This window comes from Pseudomonas sp. v388 (genome assembly GCF_003935425.1).
Taxonomy (GTDB): domain Bacteria; phylum Pseudomonadota; class Gammaproteobacteria; order Pseudomonadales; family Pseudomonadaceae; genus Aquipseudomonas.
Map to the genome: position 1 here is coordinate 218,480 of NZ_RHQN01000003.1, position 16,974 is coordinate 235,453.

The following is a 16,974-nucleotide window of genomic DNA, read 5'->3' on the forward strand; positions in this document are numbered from 1 at the left end:
AATAGGGCAGGTTGCGGCTTCGGGAGAGGCCGGGGTCATGAATGACTCGGTCTTTCCGTGGCAGCTCCCTGCGGGGGGTAGTCGGTTATTCGGTGCCGGTGATGCCGGCTCGCTGTTTGGCCAGTGCCAGCCGGCACTTTTTGATGCGTGTTTCGTTACCGGCCTTCGCGTACAGCTCGGTCGAGCGCTCCAGATGCTTGAGTGCTGTTTCCAGCTCCCCCGCCTCCATGGCGCGCATGCCGATCAACTTGTGGTACTTGCTCGGGATCTGTTCGGTCAGGTCCCATTCGCCGTCCACACGCGGCAGCAGATCGGACAGGTACGGCTCCGGGCTGCGATTGGCGTTGTATTCGGCGTAAGCCCACTCGATGACCGCATCGGCGACGAAGGTCTGGATGTCGCGGCGCTTGAAGCGCTCAGGCATCTGCTGGCCTTGCTCGATGGCGATGTCGGCCAGCTCCATTCCGTCCACGAACTGCTCGGTGTCGAACAGCCAGATCAACACCTGCACCAGGACGCGGTTCGGGAAGTTCAGACCCGACTCGCAGTAGCGCTGGATGTAGTCCTGGTACTTGGGCAGCAGCTCGTTGCGCTTGAGGTCCTGACGCCCGGCCAGCCCCTTGATCGCGCTCAGGCGTTCAAGATCCTGATCCAGTGCCGCTTCCTGCAGGGCCAGGTGCTTGCGCGCATTGGCGGGGCTGCTCAAGGCTTCGGCAGCCGAGTACGGCAAGGCGGCGGCGGCCGCAGCGCTTACAAGCGCTGCGCTGCCGAGGGCCTGGGTGCGACGTTTATGCGCCAGGGCCAAGCTCATCAGACCAGCTCCACGTTTTCGGTCAGCGCGAACTTTTCCAGCTGCTCGATCACGTAACCTTCATTGCGGCTGTTGTAGTCCTCAATGCGGGAGCGCTTGGGGTTGTCCACGGTCTGCTTGCGCCAGCTGGAGTCCTGGAAGTAGATCGACAGGTTGTCCCAACTGGTGACGACCACGGCATTGACCGGGAAGAACGGCACGCTGAAGCTCGGCAGACCGCCGTAAGTGGCGATGACCTGAGCGTCTTCAATGCGTTCTTTCTCGGTTGGGATGTCGCCTTGCTTGGCGTACAGCTTGGCTTTGTCAGCGGCCAGCAGGTCGCTGCCAATGATCGCCACCAGGTCGCCGCCGTCGCGCAGACGCTCGTCCACCAGTTGCTTGGTGTCGTGTACCAGGGCATCAAGGTTGGCGTAGTCGCCGCCAACGCCCAGGGTCACCTTACCGACTTCCTTACCTTCCTTGAGCACTTGCGCCGGGATCTGCTCACGGGCGATCTGCAGCCAGCCCTTGTTCACGTCCTGGAGCATCGGGTAAGTGACGATGTCGGTCTGCGCCTCGGCTTTAAGGCCGTGGAAGCCGATCATGATGCGATCCAGCGCGATCTGCTTCTGCACGGCGGCGGAATAGCGCTGCTGGAAGTCCGGGAACTTCGCCCAGGCGTCGATCTTGGCGTAAGGCAGGCTGACGTCGGATTCGGTGGAGAACAGCTCGTAGGTGCTGTCATCCAGGGCCGATGCGTCCTTGGCTTCGCGATCTTTGGTCTTGGTGTTAGTCCGGCCGGTCACAGGACCAGAGACGCCTAGGAATACCTTCTGTCCTTTAATCTCGGTCACGCCGATGACGTTGATGCGGCTCAGGAAGTCCGACTTGGCCGTGATCGCGTCGTTGAGTTCCTGGGCAATGGTCGGCTCAACGCTGAACGTCTTGCTGGCCAGCTCAACGCCGTAGCTCTCGGCCAGCGCCAGTTGCAACTTGGCGAACATCTGCGCGCCGTATTTGCTCAAAGACTGGGCCATGTCAGAGCACCTTCTTGGCAGTGGTGGCAGCGGGACCGGTCGTGCGAGGAACTACACGGCCGGTCGGGGTGTTCTGGAGCGCGGAAAACTGCTTCTGCATTTCCGTCAGCGCAGCCAGAACGGCCTTGTTCGACGCGCCACCGGTGCGGGCGAATTCGCGCTCCTCTTCGGCGGTGGTGACGATCGCGTCCACAGCGGTGGTTACCTCGTCGATCGGAGCCTGTTCAGGCTCGGGTGCATCTGCGGCGGCAGGCTCAATCACAGCCTGGATGCCGGCAGCGACGACCAGCAGCTGTGCCAGCAGGGCCTTGAGGGCCGTTGCGGTAGCTTCATCCATTGGGGGTTTGCTCTCGGTGGTTGGGGTTGGGTTGTCTTCGGCGGCCGGCTCCGAGGCGAAGCCCTTGAACAGTCCGGCCAAGGCGCTGAACAGCTTGGCCAGCTCGCTCTTTGATTCATCTTCCTGAAGGGAGCCGAGGGGCACGGCGGCAGCGAAATGCACCGGCTGGCCGGTCTTGCGGGAAAAGTAGAGTTCCTGAGTGCCAAGGCTTGCCGGCGAGTCGGTGACGGCCAGACCCGACAGATAGGCTTTGCCGGTATTCGCAAAATTCGGGGTGATCTCGATGCTGGTGAACAGCTTTTCGCCCTGGTCATTCAAAGCCAGGAGCTTGTCGTTAGGCTTGAGCTGCGCCTCCAGTGCGACTTGGCCTGGCTTCAATCCGTCCACACTCTCCAGCAGCCGGACGGCAAACACGGTGCCGTATGAGCCCGGCCAGCGCTCATGCTCGGACCAGATCGTCGCCGTGTAGGTAGCGGTGTTGTACGTCTCGGCGATGTCGCGCAGTTCCTGGACGGTAATCACGCGCCCATCAATGGTGGGACCACTGGTGGCAACTCGTTTCCAGAAGCTTACAAGGGAACGGGGCATTGGCTTGGACTGCGCTCATCGATGAAGTGAGGCCCCAAGATAGGGAGCGCCGACCGCCTCAACAAACGAATAAAATCCGCATTCGTCCTTGTTTTGAAATCGAGGACAAATGCGGATTTTATCCACACGTTTTCCTTGTTTTCGCCGCATAGACTGCGGCCCATGTACTACTCGACCGAAGTTAAAGAAGCCGCCAAACGCCTGTTTCTGCGCCGCTACAAGGCCAAGGAAATTCAGGCGCAGCTCAACCTGCCCAACATCCGGATCGTCTATCACTGGATCCGCGTCGGGGGCTGGGAAGACATGCTCACTGACGAGGAACCGCTGACGGCGGTCAGTCGGCGTATCACCTTACTGCTGGAAAAAACCGACGTCCTCAGCAAGGGCGAGCTGGACGAACTCGACCGGCTGACGACCCTGCGCGAGCGGCTGGCGAAGCAATGCGTCAAGTCGGTGCCGGCGGCACCAGGTGCGCCGGCCAGCGAGGACGACGACAGCAGCGGCCGAAACGAGCCTGCCCGCAAACCGCGTGGCGGCCGAGGCGACAAGAGCGAGAAGAAGCGCGAGAAGAAGGCCAAGAACGACGTCAGCGGCCTCACTGAAGTCGACTTCCTGGATAAGTTCATCAGCCAGATGTTCGACTACCAGAAAGAGCTGTTCGAGGCCAAACAGAACCCGCTGACGTGCCGGATCCGGAACATCCTCAAAAGTCGCCAGGTGGGGTTGACCTACTACTTCGCCGGGGAGGCGTTCATGGACGCCGTGCTGACCGGCGACAACCAGGTGTTCTTGTCGGCCTCCCGGGCGCAGTCGGAGATCTTCCGCAGCTACATCATCGGATTTGCCCAGAAGTGGTTTGGCATCGAGCTGACCGGCAACCCGATCACCCTGAGCAACGGTGCCGAGCTGCGATTCCTGAGCACCAACAGCAGCACCGCCCAGGGCTACCATGGCCACGTCTACGTCGACGAATATTTCTGGATCCGTGACTTCGAGAAACTGAGCACGGTGGCCAGCGCCATGGGCACCCACAAGAAGTGGCGCAAAACCTACTTCTCGACGCCCAGCGCTGTGTCGCACCAGGCGTATCCGTTCTGGACCGGCGAGGCCTTCCGCAACAGCAAGCGCGGCAAGAAAGCCGGCGGCGAGTGGCCGACCGAGGCGGCCTACACGAAAGGCGCACTGTGCCCAGACGGTCAATGGCGCAAGACGATCACGCTGGACGATGCGATCGCCGGCGGGTGCGATCTGTTCGACATCGAGCAGCTGCAGTTGGAGTACGACGAAGACAAGTTTCAGCAGCTGTTCTACTGCAAGTTCATCGACAGCACGCAGAGCGCTTTCGGCCTCAAGGACCTGGAGCGCTGTTACTCCGACCTTACGTTGTGGGACGACTACAACCCCGAACTGGACCGCCCGTTCGGCAACAGTCCGGTCTGGCTCGGCTACGACCCGAGCCGGACCCGCGACGATGCCACCTGCGTGGTGGTTGCGCCGCCGCTCGAACCGGGGGCCAAGTTCCGGATCCTGGAAAAGCACAGTTGGCGAGGGACGTCGTTCACTCATCAGGCCGCCCAGGTCAAAAAGCTCACCGAGCGCTTCAACGTCCAGCATATCGGCATCGACATCACCGGCGTGGGCTACGGCGTATTCGACCTGGTGCGGGACTTCTACGCGAAGGTCACACCGATCCACTACAGCCTTGAGGCCAAGAACACGCTGGTGCTCAAGGCCCAGGACACGATCCAGGGCAGCCGCATCGAGTGGGATGCCGGCTGGACGGATATCGCCCAGGCGTTCCTGACCATCAAGCGCGGCACCACCAACGGTGGCCAGATCACCTACAGCGCCAGCCGCACGGAAGCCACCGGCCACGCCGATATCGCCTGGGCAATCATGCATGCCCTGGCCAACGAACCCTTGAACACGAACAAGCGGCGTCGTAGCCGCTACCTCATGAGCGGAAGCAATGCCCAATCGACGCAAAAAACACCAGGTCAGACAGCAGGCCCCACAGCAGCAGCCCGTCCGGTCGTTCACGTTCGGCGAGCCGGAGCAGGTCCTGAGCGGCAACATCGGCGAGTACGTGGGGGTGTTCCCCAGCGACGACGGCAAGATCTACAAGCCGCCGGTGTCGCGGGCGGGCCTGGCCAAGCTGCTGCGTGCCAACGCGCACCACGGCGCAATCCCCAAATTCAAGCGCAACCTGCTGCTGCGTGAGTTCGTCCCGTCAGCCGGCTGCAGCGCCCAGACCATGGGCCGTGCGGGACTGGACTACATGGTGTTCGGCGAGGCGTATCTCTATCGCAACCGCAGCGCGTTCGGCGAAGTCCTGGAGCTGGAGCACCTGCCCGCCATCAACATGCGCGTGAAGGTCGGCGGTGGGTACGTGATGCTGCTGCCCGACAACGAGGAAATGGAATTCGACCAGGAGGAGATCGAGCACGTCATGGATTACGACGTGGAGCAGAATATCTACGGGATCCCGGACTATCTCGGCGGCCTGCAGGCGCTGCTGCTCAATGAGGCGGCAACACTTTTTCGCCGCCGGTACTACAGCAATGGAGCCCACGCCGGATACATCTTCTACACCAATGATCCGGACATGACCGAGGAAGACGAAGATGAGCTGCGCGCCCAGATCAGCTCCAGCAAGGGCGTGGGCAACTTCCGGTCAATGTTCGTCAACATTCCCAACGGCAAGGAAAACGCCATCCAGATCATCCCGGTGGGTGACTTTCAGGCCAAGGACGAGTTGGAGAAGGTCAAGAACATCACGCGAAACGACGTCATCGCGGCGTGGCGCATGAACCCTGCCCTCGCCGGCATCATTCCGGAGAACAGCGCGGGATTCGGCGACATCGAGAAGATCGATCGCGTGTACACCAGCAACGAAATCAGGCCGATCTGCCAGCTGTTTGACCAGGCAAATCAGTGCCTACGCCAAGACAGAAGATTCAGCTGGAGACCGGTGCCAACTCAAGCAGAAAGCACTGTATAAAACACCAGAATCCAGGGTGTTTCACTTGAAAATGTGGCAAAATGCTGCCATGTAAAAGAACGACGGAGGGGCCAATGCGCGTCTACTGCACAGCCTGCAATAGCAAAGGAAAAATCAGCTCCAGCAGGGAACAAACCAAGGGCTTCACCAAGCTGTATTGCTTGTGCCTGAACCCCGAATGCGGACACACCTGGGTCGCCCACCTGACCTTCTCGCACTCGCTCAACGCTCCCGTTCGCAGGCTCGACACCCTGGAGGTTGACGATCGTCTGCTCGACCAGCTGCGCGACATGACGCCAGCGCAGAAGCAACAACTAATCGCCCAACTCGGACAGCAGCCGGGAATCTGACTCGTCTGCTGATTCTGCCGCTCCACGCGTCGTGACGCCTGCCTAGAATCTTCCCACGCACCACCGCCTACATGCCTGCACAGCAGGCATATAAGCCGCCTCCCCTATCTCAGTTGACGGACCGCAATAGCGGCGCGGCGGAACCCGCGCAGCGGCCGGTTGTCTGACAAACCCGCACCCGAAAATTCCGGCTGCGCCTCCGCGCTTGGCCCGCGTGCGCCGGCGGCAAGATTTCGACTGCACCTCGGCGCGCTCAATTACCGCTCTTCGCCCCCCGGACTGCCTGCACATGGTGCAGGTGATCCGGGGATGGGTGCAGGGCACTGCCCTGCCGCTGGTGCGGGCGCGCAGCCCGCGATCCTCTAGAAAGCTGAGCGTAGCGAGCTGAGCCCTTGGGCGAAGGCATCATCTTGTACCCAACACTGCGGCCTCCCAGAACACACCGTAAGTCTCTTTTTATACCCATCGGGGTTGCTGGAGGGGGTTTAAAATTCCATTTAATTCAAATGCTTTACGGTTGCTCGGTGCTTCCGCCGGCGGAGCGAGAAAATGACGCTGGAAAATAGACGCACGGGTGGCGTTTTGCCGGTACAACCAGCAGCGGTAGGCGAGTGAAAGGGGTTTTTGGAGCTGCCAGACGTGGTCTGGCCTCGCAGGGGATGCGATTAACTAAGCGGGGGGGTCTTGCCGATCTTGGTTAAGAGTCGATCCATGAGGGCTGACGGCTTCACAGCGCCTCGATCGTGCTGTCTGGGTGGCTCTGGCCCACGTGAAATCTCAGATGGTGATGCCGGGGCCGGCAGGTCGTTCTGCGCTGCTTTGCGAGCTTCGCTGTTCTCCCAGTTCCGCCGCGACTTCTCGCGTCTCAGTTGCTCCAGGGAAGCGCGTTCTTGTCGAGCCATACGAATATCACCAACCTGGCGCAGCTCTTTTTCACGCTTTTTATTCGCAGCTTTTTTTGCTCGATACCACAAGTACCGCAGACCAAGGTCTGCGAAAAATTGTTCGGTCAGGCGGATCAAAACTCGCGTGCGGACCAAATTCAGACCGGCCGCGTCCTTCTCGTCGAGGCGGACGCGTTCGATCCGGCGATAGGCGTAGCCTACTGTCTCAAGACTGTGGATCAAACGATTGAACGCCGGCGCAGACACGCCGCTGTCTTCTGCAATGCCGCATTGAGTGTTCAGAAAGTATTCACCCCGCTCGACATCAAGCCAGCCCAATACGCCCGTGGCCAGGTCCAAACGCAGCAGGATCTGCTCGCACGTCTTGGCCAGTGCATCAAACTTCTCAGACCGCGTCCGGCGACTGCCGTGGAGGGTGTCCAGGGCACGCAAATACTGGCCTCGTAGCTCGGGTGCTTGGCTAAGCCGTGCGAACGCCATACGCAGAAGCGGGTTTTTGCGCTGTTCAGCGGTTAGCGTTCGCTTCTCACGATATCGCTCGGGCCGGATCGGCGCACGCAGCGCTGAGTGAGGATCCTTCTTGTCGCGACGCACAGCAGTAGGCCGGCTCTTAACTGGGCCGGCCTTGCGATTGGTGCGCGGGGCGCTGTTCTTATCCAGGGAATTCACTATCGCGTTTTCACCTGGTGCAGTACTGGGGATGCAGACTGCTTCTGCAGTACTGCCTCGGCACGCAGCCGCAGCTCGCAGCTACGCGCTTCGACGGACAGCAGACGCTCAACAAATTCTGGAAGGGAGTTCAAGTCCTCGACGTCAATCCGACCGTCCTCAAGGATCTCGCTGCCGAGCTGCACAACGCTGCCGAGCCTGGAAACTAGCAGGCCGAAGGCACCTACCGGGTTACCATCGCCATCAACCTGGCGCGCGCCGGTCAGGCCATGGCGGCTTGCCAGCTCATTGACGCAGCATTCATGGAACTCGCCAGTCAATGACTGGACCCATGCCTCCTCGATCCAGCTAGGCAGGTCCACCTCACCACTTAACCACCGGCTCACCCGGCGCAGCCATGCTCCCGATGCTCGCAGGAACTCCGTAGTGTCATTGCCAAGGGCCAACTTATCGAAGTCTGGCACGTCCTTACCGGTGGCCTTCTCGGGAATCAATATGTGCAGATTGCTGCTCAGCGCCTGGGCGAAGTCGTCCTGGCTGAAACCGGTCCGCACGATCATATCTGCGGCATGGGCAACCAAGACTTGATCACGGGAGATCGACAGCTGTCCGGGGTTAGACGTGTTCATGCGGCGCTGCTGCTATTAGCTTGGACAGACGCCGGGTCATCTTGGGCATTGGACGGGAATGGACGCACCTCAGAAGCTACGCAACTACCATCATCAGCGACGGTGACTTCAATGTTGCGACCCATTTTTAAGGCTTTTGCAATAGATGCGGGTTTGACGCCAAGAGCGCGAGCAACCCGGGCCTGCCCGACCTTCCTGACGAAATCTCTCAACGATATTTGTTCCACGGCTCTACACCTCTGGGTCTGCGAAGCCCGGATATTAGCCTATGGCTTTTATTGGATCAAGATAAATACGCCACAGGCTTACACAGCGATCCTAACTCCGACGCCATTGGCGAACCCAAAAGCGTTAGCCTACGGCTTATAATCCACAAATGACCTATACGAAAAAACCCCTTACAGACGCTCTGCGTGCTGAGTGCGAAGCAGCTAACGCCCTTTTCCTCGCGAAAAAAAATGAGCTGAAATTGACGCAGCGGCAGATCGCCGAGGCCGCAGGAATCACCCCCGTATCCGTCAACCAGTACCTGCGGGGCATAAATCCTCTGAATGCGCGCTTCGCAGCTGTACTGGCAAAGATGATTCAGGAGCCCATTGAAAGCTTCAGCCCTCGCTTGGCTTCTGAGATCGCGGAGATGGCGAACGTCAGCCCGATGGTGCAGCCACGCAGGGAGGCCACCGAGTACCCGTTGATCACCTGGGTAGATGCCGGGGCAGGCATTGAATCATCGGCGACCTATCCCACAGGTGTGGCAGATGAATGGCTGAGTTCGACGGAGAATGCTGGGCCTAAAGGCTACTGGCTGAGGGTCAAGGGGAAATCAATGACCTCGGAGACGCCACCTACCTTTCCCGAGGGCACCCCCATTCTGATCCGCCCGGAAGGCTTCGATGTCATCAGCGGGAAGTTCTATGTTGCACGCAACACGGTCAGTGGTGAAACCACGTTTAAGCAGTACATAATGGATGCTGGGGTCGGTTACCTGGTGCCGCTTAATCCCAGCTATCAGCCGGTTGTGCTGGACGGGAGCTGGGAAATCATAGGCCGTGCGATTGACGCCAAGATCACCGGCATGTAAGCGGAAAACTCAATTATGATTTCTCAGGCACCATCCCCGGACTCCCCATATGTAATCGAGTTCTGCCGTTCAATAGTCCAGGACCAATCTCCCCTCGTTATCCCTCATAAACCGTTGACCGGCGAGCCAATCGGTGAAAGTTTCTACACTGTCCCAAAGCATGTTGTCGCTCATAAGGGAAAACAGCTGAACGGCTGGGCCATTTGGCAAGTCGCCGATCTTTACATCGAAGCTGAGTTCCACGCTGTCTGGCAGAACACTGAGGGGGCGTTGATTGACATCACCCCCCACTGGACCGAGCATGAGTCCATCCTGTTCCTCCCTGAGCCTGGCCGTGAATATGGCAGAAGAAACATCGATAGCGTGAGACACCCTCTTACTGACGACCTGGACGTGGTTAGGTTTCTTTACCTCGCCAAAAGGCGTTTTGATATAATGAACAAGGGTGACCTGGCCTATCAGTTTGGAGATATCGAACTTCCTGCCCGCTCGCTCCGGGAAGTTCGGAAAATATATAAGGAGATGATGCAGCTTCAACACAGACTTACTCTCCGCTACGCGTAGCGTTTGACCGGTAGTCTTGGCTTTATAGATAAAAGTCTTCACCGTCAGTCATCCTGCGCACGGCTTGAACTTACCGTCACCCCTCCAGGGGGTGCGCTATGCACAACAATGTGCCCCTGCCCAATTTTGAAATTCTTGATAACGGCGACGCACACGTTCCACGCCTCGCGGGCTACAGCGTCGCCAGCCTCAACCACGTTTCCCTGGTCATCGATGATCGCTAAACGCGCCGGACGGCCATCCGCTGTTGAGAATTGGTAACCGCTGGTGACGTTCGCAGCGATACGGCCGTTTTCCAGGGTGCCTGTCTTTGGAATACCGATCATGGCCGTGCTCCGTGTTCTACTGAGTCTGCATATTTATTTACGATAAGTGCGATCGTGTTGGCGTGCGACGATCGATCAATTTGGGCGCTGTCGATAGCCCGCCAGTTCTCCAAACGAATCGCGGTATCAATTTCCAAGTTCGCGGTCCTCCAGCCTGACACGCTGCGAGAAAGCATTTGTTTATCCTGCTCTGAAAATTCGAAATTCATGGCCATGCCCTCCTCAAGCGGTCACATATCCGGCGGTGGTTTTACGCAGCTCGCCCAGGTCGAGCGCTGCACGAAATAGCTTCATAGCGCGTCGGTTCCCGACCCGAGCGGCAGAGGTGAAATTACGGAGCGATATGGGTGTGCCTGGAGCGGCTGTTCGTGTGATGTCCAGCAGCGTCTGCATCAGGGCTCCATCAGGCGAACCGAACAGGTCCTGTTGTTCACCGGGTGCCGGCTTTGCCAAAACTGGTGTCGTTACTGGGTCCGGTGTCGCCAGCGTTGCTGGTGTTTCTGGTGTTGCTGGTGTTGCTGGCACTGCCGGTGTTGCTGGCACTGCCGGTGTGCTGACAATAGCCAGCGTGACTTCGGATGCGCAGCCGGTACGCAAGGCTGAGCCGATCAGTGCGGGGACCGCTTCAAGCGCGCCTGCAAAGCCGGCACAAAGCAGGATCGCCAGCAGCTCGGGCAGCCCAATTGTTTTCCCGGTCATCACCCGCGACTCCGTGAGTTCAACAGAGACACGATCCAGCCGCTGCAACACCCGCTCACGCTCTTCAGCAATCCGACCGAGCGCCGACGTCTCCAATTCCTGCGCTTTGCTGACCATGCCTCGCTCGCGAAGCTGTCGAGCTTGATCCGTCGTCGAGCGCCAATCGTTGTCCAGAGAGTCGATCTGCCGTAGTCCGTCGGACTTCACCGCTTGCAGGTCAACCATGCGCTGCTCTGTCACCGCGGTAGAACGAGCCTGGGCTGAAACGATCGATGTCAGCAATCGATCGTAGGTCGCCCAACCCGAGACGGCTGCGAGTACCAGGGCCGACGCGATCATTAACGCTGCGCAGAAATTCTTACCGGCGGCCAGCATGCCCATTGCTACTGGCCAAGCGAGATATTTATACAGATCAAGCAGGACTGCGGCCGCCGCGAATACAAATGCCAGCAAGGGATCCTCGATCAGGGCAAACATCGCCATCGCTACGGACAAAGCCGTCACGCACGACAGTGAGATGGCGATGGTGAAGAGGATCTGACGCATTCTCGAACCCATAGCACTATTCGACATGGTTATCTCCCGTCAGGCGTTCCGGTAGTTGTTGACGAGATCGCGAGTGCATCCAAGGAGCAACTGCAGGGCGGTGCCGTCAGACTTCGGAAGGAGCGCCGGCATGGTCAGCCGAATTCCCTCTAGCTCGAAGTGAAATCGGGGCCGGCCTGGTCTCCAGATCGCGGGATCTATCACCAGGTGAAGCTCTGGTAAATCCCCAACTGGGAGGAGGTACCTGCCACTTTTCATAACCACGGCGACTTTCAGAGACGAGGTTAAATCGCACAGGACGATGAAACTGGCTGGCTCTATCTCAGAGCTGCCAATTACAGCATTCGCATGCTCTTGCAGAATCTGAGTGATCCGCTCAGGGGTCGCATCTGGCTGACAGATGGTGGTGCTAATTTGTCGGCCAAGAAGAACGATCCAGATTGAAAGGTAGGCCCCATGAGGCACGAGCATCATGTGCGCGACGTCTACTACTCGGCCGCTTGCGATAGCAGCAAGTGCATAAGCGCACTGAAAACCAGTTCCGCTACTGTGGCTATCGGCGAGCTGCCCGGCCATGTGCGACCGGGCTTCTGGGGAAAGGGTTACAACATGCATGGCTAGTCTCCGTGGACATTGCCGCTGAGATACAGCGGTGGATCAACGGAGCTAAAGTTAGCCTATGGCTTACGCCCAAGCAAGCCCCAACCTAACTTATCCTGTAATAAAGTTAGCTTTAGGCTATTTAGCTTCTGTGCTGATTGGTCCATTCGAGCCGAGCGATCCCCCAGCCTAGACGGGTCACGCTCACGCTCTCTTCAATATCCAGTTGCTCCAAAAAAGCATCCCAGTCCTCGGCGTTTTCGTCAGGCGCACGCACAATCGTCGTTTGCCGCCTCAACTGTGCAGCGGAGCTGTTTATCTGTCGGTGTATACGATGAAGCAGATGCTGATAAGGGGAAAGCATCGGACGATCAACGCTGGACGGCAGGATCTGGGACACGCGGGGCTCCTTGTTATTACTGTATGTCTGTACAGTATATTCACGAGATTTATCGGCGCAACCCTCAGTCCCAGTCTTCGCTTGCGACCCACTCCCCAGTTCGACGGTTAATCTGGATCACCCGATGTTGGCCAGTGCGCGACAACAGCTGCACGTCGATGAACTTACTGGAACGGTCCTGTGCCCCAATACCGCGCATGTAGACGACTATCCGTTCGAACGTATCCATAACCATCTGCCGGATCTGCTGCCGGGCATCGGGATCGAGGGCATTGGCTCGTTCAGCAAGTTCTCCCCACCGCTCAGCTCTCGCAGGTATCCCTGTGCGAGCCAGTGCGGCCACTTCCCTTTCAAGTTGCGAAACCCGCAGCTCCGCCTCGGCCTGGTCTGATTCCAACTCTCGCGCCTTACGCAAAAACGAGATCGGTGCCGAGCCACTTTCGTCCGCCAACAGCGCATCGGTAATCTTGCTCAGCTGGCTACCTATTTTCTCAACCTCTACACGAGCCGTGGATAACTGGTGACGAAGGCCTTTGCCGTCGTCACCAGCTTGGAGCAGGCGCTGCAGGTTCATCTGATCCGAGCAGAAGTTCAGTATCGCTTTCTCGATCGGAACGACACTGCAGGAACCCCCAGCGCTACAGCCCTGGTTAATGCTGTACGACACACACTGCAGCCGACGATGGCCATCAGCAAGGGTCCCATCAGCGCGCATTCGACCCATCATGTTCTGCCCAACGACGGCGGTACCGCAGTAACCACAGTAGGTAATCCCGATGCCCGTCACCAGCCCGGGAATCTCGTTCACGCCCCGGCGACGAAGTCGCTGTCCTGCCAGATACTGCAGCTCTTCCCACTCGGCGTCCGAGATAAGCCTGGGGTAGTACTCTTCCAGCACGAAGTCTTCGCCGTCGACCTTCAGCGTTTTTGCCCCCCGCAGCGCCTGCAGGCGAACGAGCCTGTAGACCTGCAGTCCGGTTACACCTCGTTCAGTAAGCGTGAAGCCCTCTTCAAACAGGATCTTCGCTGCCTTGTCTTTTCCGAAACCCTGCTGGTAAAGCTCCAAGGTACGCCGCACCGCTGCAACCCTCTCGGGGATCAGCTCCCACTGGGCACCGTCCCACCGGAGCCACTGCGGATCCTTACCGTTGCGGATGCATCCACGGTAGGTGCCCGCCTGCCAACCTTCACACTGCCGCCGTATGGACGCTTTAACACGCTTGCTCTTTGTGTCGGACTCTTCATGCGCGCGGATCATGACCAGGAGCGAATAGACCAGGTCCATCGGCTGAGCTTTGAGACTGGCCCGGTTGTACTCGCGACCGTCGCTTGCGGTCACGACCGTTATGCCGGCATTGATGATCTGTGCCAGTTGAGCCTGTGCCTGGATCGGCTCTGCTCGGCTCAACCTGTCGAGCCCTTCGACGATCAAGACGGAACCTGGGCTGATGCGTCCCTCCTCTATCGCAACGAGGAACAAGCCCAGGGCACCTTGGGTGATGTGCCGTTGGTGGTAGGCTGACAAGCCTTCGTCACGCATCGATAGTGAAGCATCAAGAACTAGACCCTTTTCGGCAGCCCAGCGCTGGGCGTACTGCAACTGACGATCGGCGCTGCTGCCGGTGCTCTGACGGGGGTCCGAGAAGCGCAAATAGCTGTATACTCGCGCGCCGTTTTTAGCCATTAGAAAATCAACCCTGATGAGGAACCCCCCTATCATGACATCAAAAACTCCAAGTGTAGGCTGGGTATCATTAGGGTGCCCGAAGGCTCTCGTGGACTCCGAGCGCATCCTGACCCAGTTGCGCATGGAAGGTTATCAAGTCGTACCGACCTACGAAGACGCCGATGTCGTGGTCGTCAACACCTGTGGTTTCATCGACACGGCCAAGGCCGAGTCGCTGGAAGTGATCGGCGAAGCGCTGGCGGAAAACGGCAAGGTGATCGTGACCGGTTGCATGGGCGTCGACGAGAGCGTGATCCGCAATGTGCACCCAAGCGTGCTGTCGGTCACCGGTCCGCAGCAGTACGAGCAGGTGGTCAATGCCGTGCATCAGGTGGTGCCGCCGAATATCGATCACAACCCATTGATCGACCTGGTGCCGCCGCAAGGCATCAAGCTGACGCCGCGCCATTACGCCTATCTGAAGATTTCCGAAGGCTGCAACCACAGTTGCAGCTTCTGCATCATCCCCTCGATGCGTGGCAAACTGGTCAGCCGTCCGGTCGGCGATGTCCTGGACGAAGCCAAGCGTCTGGTGAAATCGGGCGTAAAGGAACTGCTGGTGATCTCTCAGGACACCAGTGCCTACGGCGTCGATGTGAAATACCGCACCGGTTTCTGGGACGGCCAGCCGGTCAAGACCCGCATGACCGAACTGTGCCAGGCCCTCAGCTCGCTAGGCGTCTGGGTCCGTCTGCACTATGTCTATCCGTACCCGCACGTCGATGAGCTGATCCCGCTGATGGCGGCCGGCAAGATCCTGCCGTACCTGGACATTCCGTTCCAGCACGCCAGCCCGCGCGTCCTCAAGCTGATGAAGCGCCCGGCGTTCGAAGACAAGACCCTGGCGCGGATCAAGAACTGGCGCGAGCAATGTCCGGACCTGATCATCCGTTCGACCTTCATCGTCGGCTTCCCCGGTGAAACCGAGGAAGATTTCCAGTACCTGCTGGACTGGCTGACCGAAGCCCAACTGGACCGCGTCGGCTGCTTCCAGTATTCACCGGTCGAGGGTGCTCCAGCCAACCTGCTGGATGCGGCGGTCGTGCCAGATGACGTCAAACAGGACCGCTGGGACCGTTTCATGGCGCACCAGCAGGCCATCAGCGCGGCACGCCTGCAGATGAAAATCGGCAAGGAGATCGAAGTGCTGATCGATGAAGTCGACGAGCGCGGCGCGGTGGGCCGCTGCTTCTTCGACGCCCCGGAGATCGACGGCAACGTCTTCATCGGCCTGGAAGACGACAGTACCGTCAAGCCGGGCGACAAGATCATGTGCCGCGTTACCGATGCCGACGAGTACGACCTGTGGGCCGAACCCATCTGAAATGAGTTGAGCGCTGCACCCTGAAAGCCCTGCCCGGCGAAACCGGCGGGGCTTTTTTTATGGGCGTAAACTGTGGCGGTACCGGAACCTCGAGAGACGATTTCATCATGGACATCCACACCCCGGACACCAGCGACTTCCCCGAACTGACCCAGGTCTGGGAGCGTTCGGTGCGGGCAACCCATGACTTCCTGCCCGACGACTACATCGCTACCCTCAAGGGCCTGCTCGGCCAGTACCTGGAAACGGTCAGCCTGTTTTGCACCCGCGACGATACGCGACGGATCACCGGCTTTGCAGGCGTCAGCCGCCATCGGCTGGACATGCTGTTCATCGATCCGGACTACCGCGGGCAAGGCTTGGGCAAACACCTGCTGAACCATGCCATCGCACACTTCCGGATCACGGAGCTGGACGTCAACGAGCAGAACCCACAGGCATTGGGCTTCTATCTCAAGCAGGGATTCAAGGTAGTCAGCCGTTCCGAGGTCGATGGACTGGGCCAGCCCTACCCGATGCTGAGAATGAGCCGCCAGTGGAAGTGGTAGGCCGATTCAGGATCGCCGATTGCAGCGCATTTGCAATGATGCCGCGATTAACCCGACGCGCGCGGTTACAATGACGCCTTTCCCATAAGTAAACGGCTTCTTGTCATGACAGATCCCATTCGCCTTTCCAAACGCCTCATCGAGCTGACCGGCTGCTCCCGTCGGGAGGCCGAGCTGTATATCGAGGGCGGCTGGGTAACCGTGGATGGCGAGGTAATCGACGAGCCGCAGTTCAAGGTCGGCGACCAGAAAGTCGAGCTCAGCCCGCAAGCCAAGGCTGACGCGCCGGAGCCGGTGACCATCATCCTGCACAAACCCGCCAGCGTCCCCGCAGACGGCGCGTTGCAGTTGATCACTCCCGGCACCCTGTCCGAAGAACACCGGTTCGGCAAACGCCCATTGAAAGGCCATTTCCTGCGCCTGGAAACCACCTCTACGCTACAGGACAATGCCAGCGGCCTGATGGTGTTCAGCCAGGACTGGAAGATCATCCGCAAGCTGACCGACGACCGCAGCAAGATCGAGCAGGAATACGTGGTGGAGGTGTCCGGCGAAATGGTCGCCCACGGCCTCAACCGGCTGAATCATGGCCTGACCTACAAGGGCAAGGAATTTCCCAAGGTCAAGGCCAGCTGGCAGAACGAAGACCGTCTGCGCTTCGCCATGAAGAACCCGCAGCCCGGCGTTATCGCGGCGCTGTGCGAAGCAGTCGGCCTGAAGATCGTTTCCATGCGCCGCATCCGGGTCGGCGGCGTGTCCATGGCCAAGGTGCCTGAAGGCCAGTGGCGCTACATGACCTCCAAAGAAAAGTTCTAACCCCCTCATTCATGCGCGCATGGCCCTGCCCGTGCGCC

Annotated in this window: 20 protein-coding genes; 7 read left to right on the forward strand and 13 right to left on the reverse strand. The window is 59.1% G+C overall.

The features are described 5' to 3' along the window. Nucleotides 1–85 precede the first annotated feature (85 nt). From gpM to EGJ27_RS08630, 3 genes are read right to left on the reverse strand one after another with little or no spacing between them, the layout of a single operon-like run. On the reverse strand, nucleotides 86–811 hold the full coding sequence (gene gpM, locus EGJ27_RS08620; RefSeq protein ID WP_125830309.1) for a phage terminase small subunit: 726 nt from the start codon (nucleotides 809–811) through the stop codon (nucleotides 86–88). Continuing rightward, nucleotides 811–1,827 (reverse strand): phage major capsid protein, P2 family, encoded by a 1,017-nt coding sequence (locus tag EGJ27_RS08625; protein WP_125830310.1) that lies wholly within the window; start codon nucleotides 1,825–1,827, stop codon nucleotides 811–813. Before EGJ27_RS08625 ends, gpM begins: the two co-directional genes overlap by 1 nt. Nucleotide 1,828: 1 nt before the next feature. Then, nucleotides 1,829–2,752 carry a GPO family capsid scaffolding protein gene (locus tag EGJ27_RS08630; RefSeq protein ID WP_125830311.1) on the reverse strand — a complete coding sequence of 308 codons (924 nt, stop codon included), beginning with the start codon at nucleotides 2,750–2,752 and terminating at the stop codon, nucleotides 1,829–1,831. 162 nt (nucleotides 2,753–2,914) lie between these two features. On the opposite strand from EGJ27_RS08630, the gene EGJ27_RS08635 reads away from it, so the two are divergent. The 3 genes from EGJ27_RS08635 to EGJ27_RS08645 all read left to right on the forward strand — a co-directional run bounded on the left by EGJ27_RS08635 (nucleotide 2,915) and on the right by EGJ27_RS08645 (nucleotide 6,103). Further along, entirely contained in the window at nucleotides 2,915–4,972 is a 2,058-nt protein-coding gene (locus EGJ27_RS08635; protein WP_125830312.1) for a terminase large subunit domain-containing protein, read from the forward strand. Further along, nucleotides 4,884–5,753 (forward strand): phage portal protein, encoded by an 870-nt coding sequence (locus EGJ27_RS08640; protein ID WP_125830713.1) that lies wholly within the window; start codon nucleotides 4,884–4,886, stop codon nucleotides 5,751–5,753. Before EGJ27_RS08635 ends, EGJ27_RS08640 begins: the two co-directional genes overlap by 89 nt. 74 nt (nucleotides 5,754–5,827) lie before the next feature. Next, complete coding sequence (locus tag EGJ27_RS08645) at nucleotides 5,828–6,103, forward strand: ogr/Delta-like zinc finger family protein (RefSeq protein ID WP_125830313.1); 276 nt, start codon at nucleotides 5,828–5,830, stop codon at nucleotides 6,101–6,103. Nucleotides 6,104–6,768: 665 nt separating this feature from the next. Here the strand turns inward: EGJ27_RS08645 and EGJ27_RS25050 are convergent. Genes EGJ27_RS25050 through EGJ27_RS08660 form a run of 3 tightly spaced genes read right to left on the reverse strand, consistent with a single transcriptional unit; the run spans nucleotide 6,769 to nucleotide 8,533 of the window. Beyond that, entirely contained in the window at nucleotides 6,769–7,677 is a 909-nt protein-coding gene (locus EGJ27_RS25050; RefSeq protein WP_256672719.1) for a hypothetical protein, read from the reverse strand. Further along, nucleotides 7,677–8,306: a hypothetical protein gene (locus EGJ27_RS08655; RefSeq protein ID WP_125830314.1), complete on the reverse strand. Its 630-nt coding sequence runs from the start codon at nucleotides 8,304–8,306 to the stop codon at nucleotides 7,677–7,679. Before EGJ27_RS08655 ends, EGJ27_RS25050 begins: the two co-directional genes overlap by 1 nt. After that, on the reverse strand, nucleotides 8,303–8,533 hold the full coding sequence (locus EGJ27_RS08660; protein ID WP_125830315.1) for a Cro/CI family transcriptional regulator: 231 nt from the start codon (nucleotides 8,531–8,533) through the stop codon (nucleotides 8,303–8,305). The genes EGJ27_RS08655 and EGJ27_RS08660 overlap by 4 nt, the downstream gene beginning before the upstream one ends. A 149-nt stretch (nucleotides 8,534–8,682) precedes the next feature. Between EGJ27_RS08660 and EGJ27_RS08665 the strand changes: the two genes are divergently transcribed. Then, nucleotides 8,683–9,387: an XRE family transcriptional regulator gene (locus EGJ27_RS08665; protein WP_125830316.1), complete on the forward strand. Its 705-nt coding sequence runs from the start codon at nucleotides 8,683–8,685 to the stop codon at nucleotides 9,385–9,387. A gap of 69 nt (nucleotides 9,388–9,456) precedes the next feature. Here EGJ27_RS08665 and EGJ27_RS08670 read toward each other — a convergent pair whose 3' ends face one another. The 7 genes from EGJ27_RS08670 to EGJ27_RS08705 all read right to left on the reverse strand — a co-directional run bounded on the left by EGJ27_RS08670 (nucleotide 9,457) and on the right by EGJ27_RS08705 (nucleotide 14,206). Then, the gene (locus EGJ27_RS08670; protein WP_125830317.1) at nucleotides 9,457–9,993 is read right to left on the reverse strand and encodes a hypothetical protein; all 537 of its coding nucleotides are present in this window, start codon (nucleotides 9,991–9,993) and stop codon (nucleotides 9,457–9,459) included. A gap of 2 nt (nucleotides 9,994–9,995) precedes the next feature. Next, on the reverse strand, nucleotides 9,996–10,277 hold the full coding sequence (locus tag EGJ27_RS08675; RefSeq protein WP_125830318.1) for a hypothetical protein: 282 nt from the start codon (nucleotides 10,275–10,277) through the stop codon (nucleotides 9,996–9,998). Then, complete coding sequence (locus EGJ27_RS08680; RefSeq protein ID WP_256672721.1) at nucleotides 10,274–10,486, reverse strand: hypothetical protein; 213 nt, start codon at nucleotides 10,484–10,486, stop codon at nucleotides 10,274–10,276. The genes EGJ27_RS08675 and EGJ27_RS08680 overlap by 4 nt, the downstream gene beginning before the upstream one ends. Before the next feature lie 13 nt (nucleotides 10,487–10,499). Continuing rightward, complete coding sequence (locus EGJ27_RS08685; protein WP_177522976.1) at nucleotides 10,500–11,549, reverse strand: hypothetical protein; 1,050 nt, start codon at nucleotides 11,547–11,549, stop codon at nucleotides 10,500–10,502. A 12-nt stretch (nucleotides 11,550–11,561) separates the two neighbouring features. Then, complete coding sequence (locus EGJ27_RS08695; protein ID WP_125830320.1) at nucleotides 11,562–12,137, reverse strand: hypothetical protein; 576 nt, start codon at nucleotides 12,135–12,137, stop codon at nucleotides 11,562–11,564. 127 nt (nucleotides 12,138–12,264) lie between these two features. After that, nucleotides 12,265–12,522, reverse strand: a complete 258-nt coding sequence (locus EGJ27_RS08700; protein ID WP_177522984.1) for a DUF1654 domain-containing protein — start codon at nucleotides 12,520–12,522, stop codon at nucleotides 12,265–12,267. Nucleotides 12,523–12,586: 64 nt separating this feature from the next. After that, nucleotides 12,587–14,206, reverse strand: a complete 1,620-nt coding sequence (locus tag EGJ27_RS08705) for a recombinase family protein (RefSeq protein WP_125830321.1) — start codon at nucleotides 14,204–14,206, stop codon at nucleotides 12,587–12,589. 34 nt (nucleotides 14,207–14,240) lie between these two features. Here EGJ27_RS08705 and rimO point away from each other — a divergent pair, with 34 nt between their 5' ends. The 3 genes from rimO to EGJ27_RS08720 all read left to right on the forward strand — a co-directional run bounded on the left by rimO (nucleotide 14,241) and on the right by EGJ27_RS08720 (nucleotide 16,936). After that, on the forward strand, nucleotides 14,241–15,572 hold the full coding sequence (gene rimO / locus EGJ27_RS08710) for a 30S ribosomal protein S12 methylthiotransferase RimO (RefSeq protein WP_125830322.1): 1,332 nt from the start codon (nucleotides 14,241–14,243) through the stop codon (nucleotides 15,570–15,572). 107 nt (nucleotides 15,573–15,679) lie between these two features. Continuing rightward, the gene (locus EGJ27_RS08715) at nucleotides 15,680–16,120 is read left to right on the forward strand and encodes an acetyltransferase (RefSeq protein ID WP_125830323.1); all 441 of its coding nucleotides are present in this window, start codon (nucleotides 15,680–15,682) and stop codon (nucleotides 16,118–16,120) included. 105 nt (nucleotides 16,121–16,225) lie between these two features. Then, the gene (locus EGJ27_RS08720) at nucleotides 16,226–16,936 is read left to right on the forward strand and encodes an rRNA pseudouridine synthase (RefSeq protein WP_125830324.1); all 711 of its coding nucleotides are present in this window, start codon (nucleotides 16,226–16,228) and stop codon (nucleotides 16,934–16,936) included. Nucleotides 16,937–16,974 lie beyond the last annotated feature (38 nt).

What these genes read in the sequence shown, in the direction of transcription:
- gpM (WP_125830309.1), bottom strand. Translation starts at nt 811, where the DNA reads ATGAGCTTGGCCCTGGCGCATAAACGTCGCACCCAGGCCCTCGGCAGC.
- EGJ27_RS08625 (WP_125830310.1), bottom strand. Translation starts at nt 1,827, where the DNA reads ATGGCCCAGTCTTTGAGCAAATACGGCGCGCAGATGTTCGCCAAGTTG.
- EGJ27_RS08630 (WP_125830311.1), bottom strand. Translation starts at nt 2,752, where the DNA reads ATGCCCCGTTCCCTTGTAAGCTTCTGGAAACGAGTTGCCACCAGTGGT.
- EGJ27_RS08635 (WP_125830312.1), top strand. Translation starts at nt 2,915, where the DNA reads ATGTACTACTCGACCGAAGTTAAAGAAGCCGCCAAACGCCTGTTTCTG.
- EGJ27_RS08645 (WP_125830313.1), top strand. Translation starts at nt 5,828, where the DNA reads ATGCGCGTCTACTGCACAGCCTGCAATAGCAAAGGAAAAATCAGCTCC.
- EGJ27_RS08655 (WP_125830314.1), bottom strand. Translation starts at nt 8,306, where the DNA reads ATGAACACGTCTAACCCCGGACAGCTGTCGATCTCCCGTGATCAAGTC.
- EGJ27_RS08665 (WP_125830316.1), top strand. Translation starts at nt 8,683, where the DNA reads ATGACCTATACGAAAAAACCCCTTACAGACGCTCTGCGTGCTGAGTGC.
- EGJ27_RS08675 (WP_125830318.1), bottom strand. Translation starts at nt 10,277, where the DNA reads ATGATCGGTATTCCAAAGACAGGCACCCTGGAAAACGGCCGTATCGCT.
- EGJ27_RS08680 (WP_256672721.1), bottom strand. Translation starts at nt 10,486, where the DNA reads ATGAATTTCGAATTTTCAGAGCAGGATAAACAAATGCTTTCTCGCAGC.
- EGJ27_RS08685 (WP_177522976.1), bottom strand. Translation starts at nt 11,549, where the DNA reads ATGTCGAATAGTGCTATGGGTTCGAGAATGCGTCAGATCCTCTTCACC.
- EGJ27_RS08695 (WP_125830320.1), bottom strand. Translation starts at nt 12,137, where the DNA reads ATGCATGTTGTAACCCTTTCCCCAGAAGCCCGGTCGCACATGGCCGGG.
- EGJ27_RS08705 (WP_125830321.1), bottom strand. Translation starts at nt 14,206, where the DNA reads ATGGCTAAAAACGGCGCGCGAGTATACAGCTATTTGCGCTTCTCGGAC.
- rimO (WP_125830322.1), top strand. Translation starts at nt 14,241, where the DNA reads ATGACATCAAAAACTCCAAGTGTAGGCTGGGTATCATTAGGGTGCCCG.
- EGJ27_RS08715 (WP_125830323.1), top strand. Translation starts at nt 15,680, where the DNA reads ATGGACATCCACACCCCGGACACCAGCGACTTCCCCGAACTGACCCAG.
- EGJ27_RS08720 (WP_125830324.1), top strand. Translation starts at nt 16,226, where the DNA reads ATGACAGATCCCATTCGCCTTTCCAAACGCCTCATCGAGCTGACCGGC.